Raw genomic sequence first — 16518 nt, 5'->3', positions numbered from 1 at the left:
ACACCATCGGACAGCTGATGAACGAAGCCTTCTTCGAAGTAACAGTCTGTGATGGCAGACATTAGATCGATAGGGTGTACGCATGAATGCATCACGCATTGCTCCTCAGGTTCCTGCAGCCAAGAACGTGTTGTCGGTCCTGCGCTACGTGGCCATGCAGGCTGGCCCGGTGGGCGCCGCAGCAATTGCCCGTGACGTCGGGCTGCCTCGCTCGACCACATATCACCTGCTGACGGCCCTCGTCGAAGACGGATTCGTCCTGCACCTTGCCGAAGAGCGCAAATACGCCTTGGGAGTCACTGCTCACGAGCTCGGTACGGGGTATTCACGTCAGGCGCCGTTGCAACGAATCGCCAAGTTTCCGATCTCGCGGCTCGTCGCCAGGACCATGCGTACGGCGCACTTGGCGGTCATGCACGGCAGGGAGGTTGTCTACGTGATCGAGGAACAGGCAAAGCGGCAGACCGAGCTGGTCACGAAACCAGGGGTCCGGTTGCCCGCCCATTTGACTGCCAGCGGGCGGGCCATGCTGGCATCGATGACCGCCGCCCAGGTGGCGTCGCTCTATCCGGGCCCCGAGGCTTTTCCTGCCCGGTTCGAACAGGGCGTCCATTCGGCCCCGGCGCTGAACGGACTGCTGGAACGGGTCCGGGCCAGGGGGTTTTCCTGGGAACAGGACGAGATCTCCGAGGGGTTCTCCAGCCTGGCCGTGCCGGTGCTGGATCGCAGCGGTTACGCCGTGGCAAGCGTGACGCTCACCGTTTCGAACCGAAAGGTGGTGACGCCGGCTGCGGCCATGGGCAATGCCCGGCAGGGGTCCGCTCCAGCGCGCGCGATCGGTGTGGACGAGCTTGCCGAGCGGTGGCTTCCGGATGTGACGCGGTGTGCGGCCGAGATCTCCCGGCGGCTGAGCCCGTCGGACTAGCCCCTACGGCGGGCATCAACTTCGGATGCTTCCATCCACGTTGAGTTGAAGGGATGGCTTTCCGGCTTCGGGAGTGAACGCAGCAGCTCCCTGCCCGGTGATGGCCCGGGCACACGAGGAAGGCGGTTGTGGGATTTTCATCCCCGCGATCCAGGCAAGAAATGAAACCCTGTTTGGGCGCGCATGGGGCGTGTCCAAACAGGGTTCCCAGGAGGAACGGCACTTCACGCGGCGCGTGATCCCATGATTGTCGGCCAGCCGGCCGCCGCCATCTTGCCCGGGTGTTGGCGGTACCCAGGCTTAGGGGCTTGTGGTGAGCACCCAGGTTGTGCGGGCGGGTGGCCTGCAGGTCCACCGGGTAGATCATTTCCGACGGCGGGTTCTGGAACCGCTTCGCCACTGGGTAGTAGGCGAACGCGGTGACAATCGGGCCCACGATCCAAGAAATGTCGGCACCATCCGGGAGCGCGGTCATCGGCCCGGTGTATATGGTTTGGGCGAGGAAGGGGATCTGCACGAGACGCCTATCAAGGTAGGTGGGCAGCGTAGGAACATTCCAGGCGCCATAGCGTCTCTTGGGGTCGTGCAGTGCCGGAATATCAACTTTTTCCTTGGAGATGAGGTAGCAGCCCATGAGGTTGATGGAGCTCCACGGGATGGAGACCATCGGCAGCCGCAAGGCGAAGTTCTTGAAGTCGGCGAGGAAGTTCTCGGTTGCGACAAGGGCGATGATGACTGGACCCGTAATGAATCCCATGAGGTAGGCACAACGCACACCTGGTTGGTGAAGCCACTGACCGGCGTCAGGATCGTCATGTTGCTAGCTTAGGAATTCAGCGTGTTTACGGTGAGCTCGCGGACCATGATCACGATGTACGTCAGGATGGCGAGGGCGCCTCGGTCAGCCAGATTTCCGACGAACCCGACCTGGTTTTCGAGGAACGACTGGCCTGCCGGCATGGCGATGGCGGCAAAAAGGGCTCCAAGGGTCATGGCCCACTGTGCACCGGTGACCGAGCCGCAAAAGCAAGCGAAGAAGGTCCTGCGCTCCGGTGTGTCAGCGAGAAGATAGCGGGAATAGTCGGCGCCATACGGACCATATGGCATCTGCCACCCGGCGCTCAGCGAGATGGACAAGAGGAACGTCGGCAGGGTACACCCCTCCGTGCCGAGGGCGGAAGCAAGGTCTTCCTGATAGGAGCCGTCGGATACCAAGGTAAGAGAATCCTAGAGCGCCCACAATGGTGGAAGCCCGGCCCAGAATATGGATGTACTTGTACCCCATGGCCGCCACGAGGATCATCAGGGCGCCGAAGACAACAACGCCCTCGGTCGGGTTACCGGTAGGGATGATCTGGTCAACCGCCTGTCCAGCCAGCACGGCACCGGTTGCGGCGAAGCCCAAAAACATCTGGACCGCCATGACCAGGAACAGCGCGGCGCCGTATACGCCGACCTGAGCGCGGCTGGAGATCATTTGCGGAAAGCCCCGATCGGGGACCCTGAGCGGTGTGTAATGCCATGACTGTGTGAGCGAGAAGGTCTCCTAGGAAGAAGCCGAACATTCCCCAGGACGCGTTTGCTTTGAAGAGGACGGCAAATGAGCCGGTCACGATAGCCGTGACCTGAATGTTTTCTCCGAGCCGAAGGGTGAACTGGCCAAAGGGCTTGCCCTGACGCTCGTTGTGCGGGAGAAAATCGATGGATCTACGCTCAAACAGTGGTGCCACGTTATTTGCTGCTTCTGTTTCTGGCAGGCATTCCCCCAAGGGGACATGAACGCCTTACCCGTTTGGTGAATGAGCAAGGCGTTCAAATTTCAATGTATTCATCCGAGTCCATTGAACCGTCATAAATATGACGCTTGTCACTAGTGCTGTCTGGGATTACAGATGTTGATGAAATTTCAGTGATCTGGGCTATTCCTGAGTGGATGTCGGGCTATGTTCGGAATAGCCCGGGGATCCTGCCCCTCAGGAGTCGGAAGGCGCGGCCTGGGGACTCCACAGGGAGTTTTCGACATCCCAGCTTAGAACTCGCGCACCAGTATGCGCGCCCCATGAGAGAAGGTTTCCATGAGCGACCACACAGTTTCCGCGACCACCCTGCCCTATCTGGACGGTGACTTCTTCCATTTTGAAAGCCTGTTGCCGGCCGAGGAGCTGGAGCGGCTCAATGTCATCCGCGATTGGATGGAAGCCGAGGTCCGCCCTATCTCGCGAGATTTCTGGAATCGCAGCGAATTTCCTAAACACCTGATTCCGAAAGTCGCCGAGCTGGACATGATCAGCCCGGTCCGCCGTCAGGGCAGGTCGCACCTCTTTGCGGGCATGGTCACGGCCGCCGTTCACCGAGTTGACGCATCCTTCGGCACCTTCTTCAGCGGCCATGACGGCCTGTTTACCGGATCCATTGAACTGCTCGCCTCCGAGGAGCAGAAGGCGATGTGGCTTCCCGACATCTATGCGCTGAAGAAGACCGGGGTCTTTGCCATCACCGAGCCGCTGGCCGGATCCGATGTTGCCGGCGGCACGACCACCACGGCGGTGCGTGACGGCGACAACTGGGTCCTCAATGGCGAAAAGCGTTGGATCGGAAACTCCACCTTCTCCGATTACGTGCTTGTCTGGGCCAAGGACGTCGAGGACAGCCAGGTCAAGGGCTTCCTCGTGGAGACCTCCAGCCCGGGCTTCCATGCAACGCTGATCGAAAACCGCATCTCACTGCGTGCCGTGCAGAATGCCGACATCGTCATGACCAACCTGGTGGTCCCGGATTCGCACAAGCTGGCCGGGGCGAACAGCTTCCGCGATACCAACAAAGTCCTGAAGACCACGCGTGCCACGGTGGGCTGGCAGGCCGTCGGGATGCAGATGGCGGCCTTCGACGTAGCAAGAAAATATGCCGTAGAGCGCCATCAGTTCGGTAAGCCGATCGCCAGCTTCCAGCTCATTCAGGAACAACTGGTCACCATGCTTTCCAATGCCCAGGCGTCCATGGGCATGATGGTCCGCCTGGCCCAGATGGAGGATGCCGGAACCAGCCGCAACGAGCACTCGGCCTTGGCCAAGGCCTTTGTCACCAAATGCATGCGTGAGACGGTGGCGATGGGACGCGGCATCCTCGGCGGTAACGGGGTCCACGTGGACTACGAGATGGCCAAGATCTTCTGCGACGCGGAAGCCATCTACACCTATGAGGGCACTTATGAAATCAACACATTGGTGGCCGGCCGAGCGATTACGGGCATTGCGGCTTTCGTCTAACCGGGATATTTCCGAAGTGAAGCGGGCCAAGTGCCCGTGCAGCTGAGACGTTGCCCAGGGGGCTCCTTGGCAAAGGGTGGGAGTCTTCCTGTCTGAACCGGTCAGCGTGTTGCACTACGTAGACCGGCAGGATTTGGCAGATGGCGGCGCTGATGCTCCTCCTGAGCATGGGCGTGGTCCGCCACGTGAGTGCCGGTGGCTGTCCCGGTGGAAGTGTCTTCCGGGAATGGCCGCTGCCGATTTGGGATCCAGGCATCAGCGAAGGCCCGCGGCGGGGTTTATTGTCCAGGCCCTCCTATTTACCGGCGCCCGCGGCCCTCGGCGTTCAATGGTTAAATGTGACTGAGGGCAAGCGGAATCATTGCCCCTCGGTTCATCGCTGAATGCGGTGGCTCTAATCCAAGGCGGTCCACTTGAAGATGAGGCAGGAATTGAATATCTGGCGCGTGGCGGAATGGCCCTATGGAGTCTCCCCTGAACATGGGTGCACCGCCATGCGGGAGTCGGTTCGATGAGCGCGGTCTTCAGCGGCATCGACTTCGAGTCCACGGGTAAGCAGATCGGGTACGGGCACGTGGTGCATTCCGACCAGGTGCATGACGGATCGGTGATTCCGGTGCCGATTGCCGTCATCTCATCGGGGCCGGGCCCCACCACCCTGCTCGTCGCGGGGACACACGGTGACGAATACGAGGGGCAGGTCCTGCTCCATGAGCTCATCCGCATCATCGAACCGGAGGACCTGGCCGGAACGTTGATCATCGTGCCCGCGGCGAACTCGGCGGCAGTGCGTGCCGGAATGAGGGTCTCGCCAATCGACGGCGGAAACCTGAACCGATCCTATCCGGGCGACGCCCGGGGAGGCCCCACCGAACAGGTGGCGGATATGATCGCCGGGTCGCTTCTACCGCGTGCGGACTTCGTCATTGACATGCATTCTGGCGGGGTGAATTCGACCTATCTGCCCATCACCTCCATCTCCCGTGGACCTGATGCGGAGCGGTGGAAGGCAAAGCTCGCGGCGGTCCGAGCCTTGGGCTTGCCGTACGCCATGGTTGCCGCCCCATTGCTGGAGATCGGTTCCATTAGCAATGCCGCTGATCGAGCAGGAATTCCGACGATTTCGACCGAGCTTGCCGGTTCGGGCACCATGGACCGTCGCACGCTGAAGAACATGCGCCGTGGTGTCGATGAGTTGTTGCGGAGCCTTGGCGTGCTTCGCTCCGGGCCGGAGGCCGGTGGTCCTGCGGATCCGGAACCAGTAGAGCCGGTATGGATTGAGCTCACCGGTGAATCCCCGGTGACCTCAACCGCTGTGGGACTCTTCGAGCCACTGGTTGATCTGGGCGACTGGGTGACGGCCGGCGACCCGGTGGCCCAAGTGCATTTCATTGACGAGCTGGACCGCGAACCTCGCACATATGCTGCCCGGGTTGATGGGGTCGTGGCGATCATGCGCCGACCCACGCTCGTGGACGTGGGCGCGCACCTGATGCATATCGCGCCGATGCTGGACATTTCGGCCATCTAGCGCCGTAGGCCGCGGTTTCTGGTAGATGCTGATAGCGAGGGTTTGCTCCGAGGCATCCTGTGGGTGAAATTTGCCTTGCCTCGCCCAGACGGTATCGTTCCCTGAGGCCAAGGCCGGACGGGGCGCCCGCGCATGAGTGGCGGATTCCCGGGTTGCCAGATCCTGAAACTCAATGTGATTTCCAAGGTCATTGGCACCGGCCAAACGGCCGTTGCCGCGCTGCGCGCGGTCGGCCTGTACATGGACGCTGGCGAATTCGCAGCGGCCATGGGCCGGTCGGGCTCGGGCAATTCCTCGTTGGCCAACCACCGAGTGACAACGCTGGACCGGGACGTCGTGGGAACAGCGGTTGGCCCCTGTGCGCTGGCTTGAGCGGTAGCGTTCCTGGTGCTGGGCTCCTACTTGATCCTGGATCCGGATTGCTGTTGTGGCAGCTCGGCCGGGGCGGCCTCTGGATGGCGAACTGGGGGGCCAACAAGCGCAACCAAGGCGGCCTGGACGCCAGCGATACGGCGGGGGCAGGCTTCCGCAGCAAGCCGGCGTCGAGGCTGCTAGCAGGCCGGATCGATGGCCCCGACTGGGGAGGGGGCATCGCCGTGGCCAAGGCCTGCCAGCATGTGAACTCTCCTCCTAACAGCTCGGTCGGTTGCCGGCCAACACGCCCTGCCTTCCCCACCGGTGGCGGATCCCACCGAAATAGCCTCGGGATGCTCGCCCGGGGCGTGTCAAGCGGCCTGCCGTCGGAGCCCATGCCATGCGGGGACCATGAAAATGCTTCCGAAATCCGGTCAGTCACTCTTGGTTCGCACCGATTTCTCCGACCAGGCGGCCTGGCAGCTCCTGGCGGTCGAGGCAGAAGCTGAAAACGAGGACGGTTGCATGGCCCATCTCGACATGATCGACGATCCGGCATTCATCGACGCTGCGGCCCCACGTTTGCGGGCAGCTGTTCCCACCAATGAATATGGGGCTTCGGTGCTCTTCGCCGCCGACCTGCGCACGCTGACAGAGGAAGGGAGCCCGGTCATCGTGATCGCGCTGGGGGAGGACCCCACTGCGTTCCGTTGCGCAGTCTCCGAGCTGTGGGCGGTGGGAAAAACCTCAACATCGCAAACATGGACTGGGAAGCTTTCTCCGAGAACGCCGGGGCCGCCGGGGTCCTCCGTGGGTTCGAGTAAGAGGGATTTTTCGGGTACGCGAACCAGCTGCTTGGGTTAGGGCTGGACCTCACGATGGTTCACAGTGCCTGCGGACCACAGTCCGCCCGTGAAGCAAAATTGCTCCCCGGCCGAAGTAGCAGGGGAGCAATTCGAACCGACCTACGCGTTGTAGGGGCTCGGCGGGTATTCGTTCGACTCGGCTTCGGCCGGCTCGGCGTCGGCAGGGGACTGGCGCCAACAGAACCAGCCGTAAAGCGATGCCAGGAACTGGAAGACCAGCAGGCCCAGTGTGGCCAGGGCAGGGGCGTTGGTGAACAGGATTGCCACGTAGGCAACGGCCGAGATGGTGATGGCCAGCCAGGCCCAGCGCAGCCCGTTCGCGATGCCGATCAGGGCAGCGAGTACGACTGCCTCGAGCGCCGCAAGAATCCAGATGTTCAGCACGTTCTGCGAGAAGGCGAACCCGGTGGTGAGCATCGGACCCAGCTTCAGCGCAGTGAACACGAGAGTCAGCACAGCACCCCAGATCAGCGACTTCACGGAAAAGCCGTGGACCGGAACGGCGCGGCCGAAGCGGCCGACGTTGGGGGACTTGCTGAACTTCCAGAGTCCGAAGGCAGCGGTGCCCATGGCGGGGGCTGCCAGCAGCAGCATGGCGTAGTCGTACTGCAGGGCGATGGCCAGCGGGCCGGCGAAGACAGCGAGGATCTGGGCCCACCAGCCCAGGTCGTTGCGCCGTGCCAGTAGCAGCAGGGCAAAACAGGTCAGTAGCGTTGAGACGGCATACAGGGAGACCTGCGTGCCGGTATCGGTGCCCAACGGCTGGCCGAAGAGATTGAAAAAGAGTTCGTCCACGAAAAATGTGCCTATCAAACAGTGGGGCGGAATGGCGGTGCGAGAGCCATCTCGATCCTAGCCGGTGGGGGTACGAAGGGCCCTATCGCTTGCCGCCGTGCAACCCGTCGAACATCATCGTGATGGCGTGTTCCTCGACCTGTTCGGCCGAAACAGGACCACCCTCCCGGAACCATTCGACCAGGGAGTTGATGGTGCCGAAAAGCAGACGGGTCGCCGTACGCGGATCGATGTCGGCGCGCAGCGAGCCCTCCTGTTGGGCCTCGACGACCAGGTCGGAGACGCGGCGGTCCACGGCGCGCCGCCGGTCCAGTGCATCGCGTTCGATCTCGGTGTTGCCACGCAGGCGCAGCAGCAGCGTGACGTACTGTTGGCGTTTGACCAGGACCTGGATGGTGGAGCGCAGGAAGAACTCGAGGCGTTGTTCGGCGGTGCCGATGGTGGCGCGTTCGTCTTCGACGATGGCTTCGAGCGGGATGAGGGCCTCGTCCAGGGCCAGGCGCAGCAGGTCGCCCTTGGAGGGGACGTGATGGTAGATCGCCGATTTGCTGATGCCCAGGTTCTCGGCCAGGGTCCCCATCGAGGTGGCGTCGTATCCGTGCTTGTTGAAAACGGAGACGGCAATGCTCAAGACGGATTCCTGGTCGTAACCGGGGCGTCCGCGCTTGGTGGCGGGGGACTTGGCAGTGCTAGTGGGCATAGTTCTTGATTCTTTCACAAACGGTGCTGCCCGATGGCCGTTCCTGATGCGGGAAGGGGCCACTGGGCAGCAGCGGGGCGTTGGCCCTTACTTGTTGCGCAGGTCGTAGATGCGCTTGAGCTTGCCGGAGGAACGCTCAAGCGAGCCCGGATCCACGACCCGGATCTCGCAGGACGAACCGACATGGATCTTGATTTCACGCTGCAGTTCGCGGGCCGCTGCATCGGCACGGTCGGAGGTGCAATCCTCGCGGCGTTCGATGAGCACCGCCAGCTGGTCCATGCGGCCCGGCCGGGTGATCTCGAGGCGGAAGTGCGGGGACAGGCCGGGCACGCGCAGGGCGATTTCCTCGATCTGCGACGGGAACAGGTTCACGCCGCGCATGATGATCATGTCATCGCTGCGTCCGGTGATCCTGCCCATGCGGCGGTGGCCGGGCCGGGCCGTACCCGGAAGCAGCCGGGTCAGGTCGTGCGTGCGGTAGCGGATGATGGGCAGGGCCTTCTTGGTCAGCGAGGTGAACACGAGTTCGCCCGGTTCGCCGTCGCCTAGTACCTTGGTCTCGTCGAACGCGTCGACGATCTCCGGGCGGAAGTGGTCCTCCCAGATGTGGCTGCCGTCCTTGGTGACGTTGGATTCGCCGGCGACTCCCGGGCCCATGACCTCGGACAGGCCGTAGATGTCGCAGGCGTCGATCTGGAACATGGTTTCCAGTTCGTGGCGCATTTCCTCGGTCCACGGCTCGGCACCCAGCACGGCGACCTTCAAGGAGGTGGACGCCGGGTCGATGCCGCGCTTCTGCATGGCATCGCCGATGGTCAGCAGATAGGTCGGGGTACACAGGATGGCGTGGGGCGCGAAGTCCTGGATCAGCGTGATTTGCTTGTCGGTCTGGCCGCCGGACATCGGAATGACAGTGGTGCCCAGGCGCTCGGCAGCCGCGTGGGCACCGAGTCCGCCAGTGAACAGGCCGTAGCCGTAGGCGTTGTGGACCTTCCAGCCGGGCTTGACGCCGGAGAGGCGTAGGCAGCGGGCGCCGAGCTTGGCCCAGTCGTCCAGGTCGGACTGGGTGTAGCCGACGACGGTGGCGCGGCCGGTGGTGCCGGAGGAAGCGTGGATGCGGGCGACCTCGTGCTGCGGCACGGCAAACATGCCGAACGGGTAGGTCTTGCGCAGGTCCTCCTTCTCCGTGAAGGGGAACTTCGCCAGGTCGGGGAGTTCTTTCAGGTCGCTCGGGTGCACACCGGCGGTATCGTACTTCTCCTTGTAGAGCGGAACTCGGTCGTAGGCGTAGGCCAGCGTTTCCTGCAGGCGCGCGAGCTGGATCGATTCGATCTGGTCGCGGCTCATGGTTTCTTCTGGATCCAACGGATTCGGAAGCTCGACGTTGGACGAGTTTTCGCTCATTTGTGGGCCTTACTGTGTGTTTGGGAGGTGGTGGGGGAGGAGTCGTTAGCGCTTGGGAATGGTGCGGGAACGGCCGCGGAATTCGGCAAGGACCTCGTCCGGGGCGCCGGGAACGGTTTGCAGCACCTGGATGTCGAAGATGCCGCTGCGCCCGGTCTGGGCGCGGCGGTCGGCCACGGCGGTGAGCAGGCGGCCGGGGATACCCGGGCGCATGAAGTTGATGTCGACACCGGAGGCGACGGTGATGGTGTCTTCCGAGCCGGTGTGCGGGTTGCAGGCCAGCGCGAAGGCAGTGTCGGCGAAGGCGAAGAGCATGCCGCCGTGGGCGATGCCGAAACCGTTGAGCATTTCGGGACGCAGCTTCATGGTGATGGTGGCGTGGCCGTCGTCGACTTGGATGACTTCGATGCCCATCCATTCGGAGGCTGGATCGTTGGCCAGAATCGGGTGGGCCAAGGCCTTTTCCGGGGTCGGGGTTGCTTCGGACCCGGTGCCCGCGTGGGCCGCGTCGACGTTGGTTTCGCTCATGTGATACCTCTCACCGTTATTTACCGAATGTTCATTAGGTAATCCCGAATCCACGAATATGTCAAGACGGGACGGGGCCAAAGAGCGTCATCCAGCCGCCGTGACGGCCTGATTCTTGCCTTTTCGAAGGCTTGTGTCTACAGGGGCTCCCGTGAGGGGTCTCGGCCATCGTCCGAAGGGCCGCCGGCCCCCTCCATCGGCTCGGCAAGAAGACGTGCTGTAACCCGGGCACGGTACCTCCAGGCCAGGAGCCCGGCGAGCACGAAGGCCGGGACAGTGGCAAGGAACGGCGGGAAAGCAAACATCAGCCCGAGCATCGGGACCAGCTCGAGCCCCGGGTAGGCGAGCAGTGCTGCAAGGACGGCGCTTGCGGCAAGGTTCAGTGCAAAGGCCCGCGTCGCCCACGCCGTGCCGAAACCCGGAGGCCGGAATTCAACGAGAAGGAGAATGCCTAGGGTGCCGAGGAGCAACGAGCCGGAATAGCCAAGTGCCGCCTCCCACCGGCCTATGGCAACAAACACACCGATCGAGGGTGTCAGCGACCAGAGCCCGCCAAGGGCCACCGCCCACCCTGCACCCTGCCGGCGGCCGATCTTCGCGCCAGCGACAAAACCGAAAGTGGTCTCCCGGCCGCCGGGCCGCAGCGCCATGACGACAAGCCCGGCAAAGCCCAAGAGGAACAGAGCCAAACCAAGGGGGAGGATCCACTCCATCTCGGTGAGCTGCTCGGCGGGAGCAGTGCGCAGCAGGCCCCCGGTGGATCTGTCCGGGGAGAAGAACTGCCGCACCCAGGGCAGCTGCGCAGCCTGCTCGGCCGTGGTCGCTGGAATGCAGGGCGTGTAGAGGCAGCCCTCGCCGGGGTCCTTGCCCTGCCCCGGACGGAAGGCGTTGGCCAGGATGCCGAAACGCGCGAGCAGCAGCGCGCCGATTCCTGCGACGAGCGCGAACACAGCCCACAGTGGGTTCGTTCTGGGCTGGCCGTATCCGTTGGCGATGGAGCACTCCTGATGGTTCGACGTCGACGGGTGTCACCACTGCGGTAACGGTTTTCCCATCTGATCCTATGCCCGACGCGGCGGTCTCGTCGTGTGCCGGCGAATTGCCTAGCGTGCGGCATTGAAGAGTGCGTCGAGCCGCGGCGTCGGCGTGCCGGCCATCAGTTGGAGCACGTCGTCCTGTAGTTGGGTCAGTTCCGTGTGGCGCGTGGCTACAGCATGTGGCTCGAGGCCCAGGCGCCCCAAATCTCCGGCCAGCTGGCGGCGCCAATAGGCGGTTGCGAACCACAACGGCAGGCTCAGGAAAATAAGCCGCACCGCAGCCGGAGCCGCCCTGGTGCCGCGCGCCTCGAGGGCACGCAGGCCCTCCCGGACCGCTGCCACTGCGTTGCGTGTCGCTTTACGGTCGGCGGCAAGGGACACCACCCCGCCGGGCGTGGCAACGATGGCCGATTCGAAGGCCGAAATGAACACGGCATGGGACTGCATCCAGGTGGCCATGTCTTCTGCGGTGCGGAATTTCATCCCGGCTGATCGCAGCAGCCCGCCGACTTCTTCGACGCCTCCGGCAGGGCCACCGACGTTGCCGAGAATGGTCGGTTGCTGGGCGAGCTCCAGATAATGCAGCGTTCCCTTCCGGTCCAGGGAGCCGGCGACGCCCGGGAACCCCGGGATGAAGCGTTCCGACCCGACGGCGGCGCCGAACCCGGCGAGCCCGAGGGGAAGGTTGACGAGGCTGACGATGATGCGGGCCCGGACGGTGGCGATATCAGCAAGTGCGTCCCCTACCTGATCTCGGCGGATCGCCACGAATGCGACATCGAACTCCCCGGCTTCCTGCGGGGTTTCGAGGACTGCCGGGTATATCGCCTCGGCTGCCGTATGGCCCCGCTGCAGGGTGATGCCGGATTCCCGCAGCTGTTCGGCTTTTGCTCCGCGGGCCAAGATCGATACCTGGTGACCGGTTGCCGCCAGTCGTGCGGCATAGATCCTCCCGATGACTCCAGCCCCGAAAACCAGAACACGCATGAAGCCCTCCGTCCCATGCCCTCAAAAGTGGCCCACATGCCATCGTGCGGACATACCCCGAGGATAGGGGCGCTGACTCGTGCTGGGAACCCCGGGTTCGCCGCCACCCCTCCGGTCTTCTGGTAGGGGGAAAACCACGGTATTGAAATCGACGGGATGTACGTGGGAGCTGATCGGTCCGGGCGCCATGCCGGGGAAGGCGGGAATGCTCCGCCGAGGCAATAGACCGGAAAATCCACGGTATCAAAAGCTACCGCCGCAAAGCGGCCGTAGCAGTCATGACGCTTGGAAGCGGCCTTGGTGATCCTCATTTCCACTGCCGTCTTGGATGGCGATGCGCATGATGCACTGGTCAGCTCCACTCGACCCGTCGTACAGGCCACGATGCTCAGGGAGGATGCCTCCGGCTGCGGGGCGCTCATCGAGCTCGCCGGGTCCGAGCATGAGGCTGTGACCTCCTGCGGGCCGTCCTCCTTCGCGTCCGGTGATACCGTGTGGGTGGCCCGCGATCCGGCCGAGCCGGCACGGTTCCTCGTAGTGGTTGCCGGGGAGGGGTGGTTCGAGCCCGATGCCGTGGACCGGGCCCTCGGCGTTGCCTTGGGGCTGGGACTGGGCCTTGCAGCCCTGGCCGGCGGGTATCGGGGCCTGCTTCGGCGTGATGCGCCCAGTGCCGGCGGGCCGGTCAAACCGCGGACACTGGCCGACGGGTTACCCTGCCGTGCCGGTCCGGATCGGGACGAGTCCTTCCTGGTGGATGCCGAGGCCGGATGGGAGGGGTTCAAGGCGTCTGTGGGACACCGCCTGGAGCGCTTCGCCGAGTCGGATATCCGCCTGCGTGGTTCGCTGATGAGCTTGGTAGTCATCGCTGTCTTCTGGATCGTGGTTTCGACCTCCGTGGGTACAAGCCGGGAAATGAGTACGGACCGGGCCATCGTGCGCTCAGGGCAGCCCGTCGATGTGGCGCTTCTCGAGTACGCAAACGATGACTTTCCGCCGATAGTTCGCTACCAGAACACCCGCACGGAGCTGGCCTACGACCTGGTTTCGGGAGAGGGCCAAGAGCTGGGGGACGCGGTGAAGGTCGTCGTTGACCCGCATGACGCGGGTCAGCTGATACCCGTGAGCATGGCCGCCAGGATCGGACTGTTCGCCTGGTTCGAGGCCCACCTGCACATGCTGGTCTTCGGGCTGGCCCTTCTCTGGGGTGTTGGAAGTCTGCTGATAGGGCGCGAGGTCGGCGACCGCGTGTCGGGCGTGATGAGAAGGCTGGGATTCGGCTACTGACCGGATGCTCCGGGCACACTCCGGGCCGGCCGGGACGAAAGCCCCTACCGGTCCGGTTGGCCGCGGTCCAGACTGGGATCTAAGAGCCGCCCTGTGTGGCGAAAACCCGGTATGGAGGTGTTTTTCATGCGTACTTGGAAGCGTTGGGAAGACTGGACGGTCGTGGCCATGGGCTTGGTCATGGCCCTGACGCCGATTTGGGCGGCGCACCTGGGCAGTTCGGTCCCGATGATGATCACCTCCGGCTCGCTGCTAGTGCTAGTGGGCCTGGTGAACCTGGGCGGACCGAACCTCTACGGGATCGAGATCGGAGCGCTGCTGGCCTCCGTCGTGGCGATCATCATTCCGGGGCTCGGCGGCTTCGCTGGCGCTAACGTCCCGGCCATCACAGCATGGGCTGCCGGCGGAGTGTCACTGGTGGTGACGGCGCTGGCCATGCGGCCGAGCATCAACGCCTCGCATGACCACTATTTCGAGATGCGCCGGACCTGAACGACCCCGGCCCATGAAAGGGGCCCCGGGTCGGTACTTCGGCCGCCCTTGGCGGCGCGGTACCGAGCCGGGGCCCCTTTTCGAATCCGGGCACTGCCCGTGGCGCTAGATGCGCGCCGTGGCACCGAGCGTGTCGAGGATGAACGCGTAGTCCCAGGCCCGGGTCTTCCAGCCCTCGTAGCGGCCCGAGGCGCCGCCGTGTCCTCCGTCCATCTCGATCTTCATCACAATCGGTTCGGATCCCGTGCTGAACTCGCGCAGCCTAGCCACCCATTTGGCTGGCTCCACGTACAGGACGCGGGTGTCGTTCAGCGAGGTAACGGCGGCGATCTTCGGGTAGTCGACGGCGGTGATGTTCTCATAGGGGGAGTATGACTTCATATACGCGTAGACCTCGGAGTCCTCTATCGGGTTGCCCCACTCCTCCCATTCCAGGGCCGAGAGCGGCAGCTCCGGATCCAGGATCGAGGTCAGCGCATCGACGAACGGGACCTGGGCGACGATGCCCGCATAGAGCGCCGGGGCCAGGTTGGCCACCGCGCCCATGAGCAGGCCACCGGCGGACCCGCCGAGTGCTGCGATCCGTGCCGGGTCGGCCCAGCCAGCCTCGATCAGGTGCTCGGTGACCCGTACGAAGTCGGTGAAGGTGTTCTTCTTGGCCAGCTTCTTCCCGTTTTCGTACCAGGAGCGGCCCACCTCGCCGCCGCCGCGCACGTGCGCGACGGCAAAGACGACGCCGCGGTCCAGCAGGCTCAGCCGGGCGATGGAGAACGCCGGGTCCATGCTCGCCTCGTAGCTTCCGTAGCCGTAGACCAGCACGGGGTTCGTCGAATCCGGCTGGAGCTCGCGGCGGCGCATGACGGTGACCGGGATCCGGGCGCCATCGGCCGCGACAGCCCATTCGCGGGTGGCCAGGTAGTTCGCCGGGTCATAGCCGCCGTGTACCGGGGTCTGCTTGCGCAGCGTCAGCGTCCCGTCGGCAAGCGCATAGTCGTACACCCGCGGCGGGGTGAAGTCACTGGTGTAGGTCAGCCGGATGAGGGGGGAATCGAGTTCGGCGTTGGCCAGCGCGCAGGTGTAGAGCTCCTCGTCGAAGCCCGGCTCCACGGCCTCGCCCTGCGTGGGCGTGCCGAGCCCGGCCAGCGGCATGATCTGCACGCGTTCGGTGGTGTCCTTTCGGACCGAGAGCATCAGGTGCGTCGCCGTCACTGCCGTGCCCTCGACCTTCACCGCCTCGTCGTGCCCGACGATGGTGATCCACTGCTGCTGCGCGTAGGGCAGCGCTACCTGTGCAGCCGGAAGCAGCGAGACCATGTTGTTCGGTGCATCGCGGTCGTGGGTGATCAGGTAGCCGCGCGCTCCGTCAAGCACCACCGGGTCCATCGAGTGCAGGATGTGCTCGGCGCGGGACAGCAACATGCGCGGCTCGGCCGCGGCGTCGGTCAGGTCCAGCGAGCGGGTCTCGGAGTATTCGGAATTGCCGATCCCGATCAGCAGTTCGCAGCGGTCCTGGGACAGATCGAAGCCCATCCACATGCCCGGGTCGTCCTCTTGGATGATCACCGTGTCGGTGGCTGGATCGGTTCCCAGCACGTGCGCCTTGATCTGGTGCGGGCGCCAGGAATCGTCGACCACCGTGTAGTAGACGCGGGTCGCGTCGGGGGAGAAGGCCAGACCATAGAAGACGTTCTCGATCACGTCGGGGAACAGCTCGCCGGTGCGCAGGTCCTTGATCCGCAGCGTGAAGCGCTCGTCACCGGCGTTGTCCTGCGCGTAAGCCAGCAGATTTCCGTCCTCGCTGACGGACAGGCCGCCCAGGGCGAAGAAGGGCTTGCCCTCGGCTTCGGCGTTGCCGTCCAGCAGCACCTGTTCGCCATTGATGGCGACACCGGCCTCGATGACCGGCGGGGTCCAATCGGCGACCGGATCACCGGAGTCGGTGGCGGCGACGCGGCAGTGGATGGCGTACTGGCTGCCCTCTGCGGTGCGTGCGAAGTACCACCAGCCGCGCTTGCGCGCCGGAACGGAGAGGTCGGTTTCCTCGGTGCGTTCCTTGATCTCGGTGAAGATCGCATCGCGCAGCGGCGCCTGGTGTTCGGTGACCGCCTCGGCGTAGGCGTTTTCGGCCTTCAGGTGCTCGACGACCTGCGGGCTCTCCTTCTCGCGCAACCATTCGTAGTCATCCACGAACGTATCCCCGTGGTGGGTGCGTTCGGTGGGTATTTTCGCCGTGACCGGAGGGGTCGGGGCGGCATTCGTTGGGCTCATGGAACCATCTAATCCGATCCGGACCCCGCTGTGTGGTTCCTTCGCCCAGCGCGGACAAAAGGAGGGTTCCGCGTGCCC

At 64.0% G+C, this 16518-nt stretch carries 16 protein-coding genes and 2 pseudogenes; 8 read left to right on the top strand and 10 right to left on the bottom strand.

The genetic code is table 11. The features are described from left to right. Positions 1-82: 82 nt before the first annotated feature. Positions 83-925: an IclR family transcriptional regulator gene (locus tag E9229_RS01655; RefSeq protein ID WP_183509518.1), complete on the top strand. Its 843-nt coding sequence runs from the start codon at positions 83-85 to the stop codon at positions 923-925. 313 nt (positions 926-1238) lie between these two features. Continuing rightward, positions 1239-1754, top strand: coding sequence for a hypothetical protein (locus E9229_RS19185; protein ID WP_246380305.1), 516 nt, complete (start codon positions 1239-1241; stop codon positions 1752-1754). Here E9229_RS19185 and E9229_RS19180 read toward each other — a convergent pair. The 3 genes and pseudogenes from E9229_RS19180 to E9229_RS19620 all read right to left on the bottom strand — a co-directional run. Beyond that, positions 1751-2140: a hypothetical protein gene (locus E9229_RS19180; RefSeq protein ID WP_246380757.1), complete on the bottom strand. Its 390-nt coding sequence runs from the start codon at positions 2138-2140 to the stop codon at positions 1751-1753. The genes E9229_RS19185 and E9229_RS19180 overlap by 4 nt on opposite strands. A 106-nt stretch (positions 2141-2246) precedes the next feature. Further along, positions 2247-2402 (bottom strand): annotated as a pseudogene (locus E9229_RS19625) (cytosine permease); the annotation flags it as partial. Between the two features lie 73 nt (positions 2403-2475). Continuing rightward, positions 2476-2655, bottom strand: a pseudogene (locus tag E9229_RS19620) (cytosine permease); the annotation flags it as partial. A 345-nt stretch (positions 2656-3000) separates the two neighbouring features. Between E9229_RS19620 and E9229_RS01645 the strand changes: the two are divergent. The 4 genes from E9229_RS01645 to E9229_RS01630 all read left to right on the top strand — a co-directional run bounded on the left by E9229_RS01645 (position 3001) and on the right by E9229_RS01630 (position 6940). Further along, positions 3001-4191 carry an acyl-CoA dehydrogenase family protein gene (locus E9229_RS01645; RefSeq protein ID WP_183509517.1) on the top strand — a complete coding sequence of 397 codons (1191 nt, stop codon included), beginning with the start codon at positions 3001-3003 and terminating at the stop codon, positions 4189-4191. 511 nt (positions 4192-4702) lie between these two features. Continuing rightward, positions 4703-5722 carry a succinylglutamate desuccinylase/aspartoacylase family protein gene (locus tag E9229_RS01640; RefSeq protein ID WP_183509516.1) on the top strand — a complete coding sequence of 340 codons (1020 nt, stop codon included), beginning with the start codon at positions 4703-4705 and terminating at the stop codon, positions 5720-5722. A 132-nt stretch (positions 5723-5854) separates the two neighbouring features. Beyond that, the gene (locus E9229_RS01635) at positions 5855-6094 is read left to right on the top strand and encodes a P-loop NTPase family protein (RefSeq protein WP_183509515.1); all 240 of its coding nucleotides are present in this window, start codon (positions 5855-5857) and stop codon (positions 6092-6094) included. A 393-nt stretch (positions 6095-6487) separates the two neighbouring features. Further along, positions 6488-6940, top strand: coding sequence for a DUF6924 domain-containing protein (locus E9229_RS01630; RefSeq protein ID WP_183509514.1), 453 nt, complete (start codon positions 6488-6490; stop codon positions 6938-6940). A gap of 101 nt (positions 6941-7041) precedes the next feature. Here E9229_RS01630 and E9229_RS01625 read toward each other — a convergent pair whose 3' ends face one another. The 6 genes from E9229_RS01625 to E9229_RS01600 all read right to left on the bottom strand — a co-directional run bounded on the left by E9229_RS01625 (position 7042) and on the right by E9229_RS01600 (position 12396). Then, positions 7042-7737, bottom strand: coding sequence for a nicotinamide mononucleotide transporter (locus tag E9229_RS01625; protein WP_183509513.1), 696 nt, complete (start codon positions 7735-7737; stop codon positions 7042-7044). An 82-nt stretch (positions 7738-7819) separates the two neighbouring features. Beyond that, a complete protein-coding gene (locus E9229_RS01620; protein WP_183509511.1) occupies positions 7820-8437 on the bottom strand; it encodes a TetR/AcrR family transcriptional regulator in 618 nt (205 codons plus the stop codon). A gap of 87 nt (positions 8438-8524) precedes the next feature. Beyond that, positions 8525-9844: a phenylacetate--CoA ligase family protein gene (locus E9229_RS01615; RefSeq protein WP_183509510.1), complete on the bottom strand. Its 1320-nt coding sequence runs from the start codon at positions 9842-9844 to the stop codon at positions 8525-8527. 45 nt (positions 9845-9889) lie between these two features. Continuing rightward, positions 9890-10372 (bottom strand): hotdog fold thioesterase, encoded by a 483-nt coding sequence (locus E9229_RS01610; protein ID WP_183509509.1) that lies wholly within the window; start codon positions 10370-10372, stop codon positions 9890-9892. 137 nt (positions 10373-10509) lie between these two features. Beyond that, the gene (locus E9229_RS01605) at positions 10510-11322 is read right to left on the bottom strand and encodes a hypothetical protein (protein ID WP_183509507.1); all 813 of its coding nucleotides are present in this window, start codon (positions 11320-11322) and stop codon (positions 10510-10512) included. Between the two features lie 153 nt (positions 11323-11475). Continuing rightward, positions 11476-12396 (bottom strand): ketopantoate reductase family protein, encoded by a 921-nt coding sequence (locus tag E9229_RS01600; protein WP_183509506.1) that lies wholly within the window; start codon positions 12394-12396, stop codon positions 11476-11478. Positions 12397-12693: 297 nt separating this feature from the next. Between E9229_RS01600 and E9229_RS01595 the strand changes: the two genes are divergently transcribed. Then, complete coding sequence (locus E9229_RS01595; RefSeq protein ID WP_183509505.1) at positions 12694-13680, top strand: hypothetical protein; 987 nt, start codon at positions 12694-12696, stop codon at positions 13678-13680. Between the two features lie 126 nt (positions 13681-13806). Next, on the top strand, positions 13807-14172 hold the full coding sequence (locus E9229_RS01590) for a hypothetical protein (protein ID WP_183509504.1): 366 nt from the start codon (positions 13807-13809) through the stop codon (positions 14170-14172). Positions 14173-14277: 105 nt separating this feature from the next. Here E9229_RS01590 and E9229_RS01585 read toward each other — a convergent pair whose 3' ends face one another. Continuing rightward, complete coding sequence (locus tag E9229_RS01585) at positions 14278-16440, bottom strand: S9 family peptidase (protein WP_183509503.1); 2163 nt, start codon at positions 16438-16440, stop codon at positions 14278-14280. Between the last annotated feature and the right edge of the window lie 78 nt (positions 16441-16518).

This window comes from Paeniglutamicibacter cryotolerans, assembly GCF_014190875.1.
Lineage (GTDB): Bacteria > Actinomycetota > Actinomycetes > Actinomycetales > Micrococcaceae > Paeniglutamicibacter > Paeniglutamicibacter cryotolerans.
The sequence above is the reverse complement of the archived record's forward strand: the minus strand, read 5'-3'. Positions and strand labels throughout refer to the sequence as shown.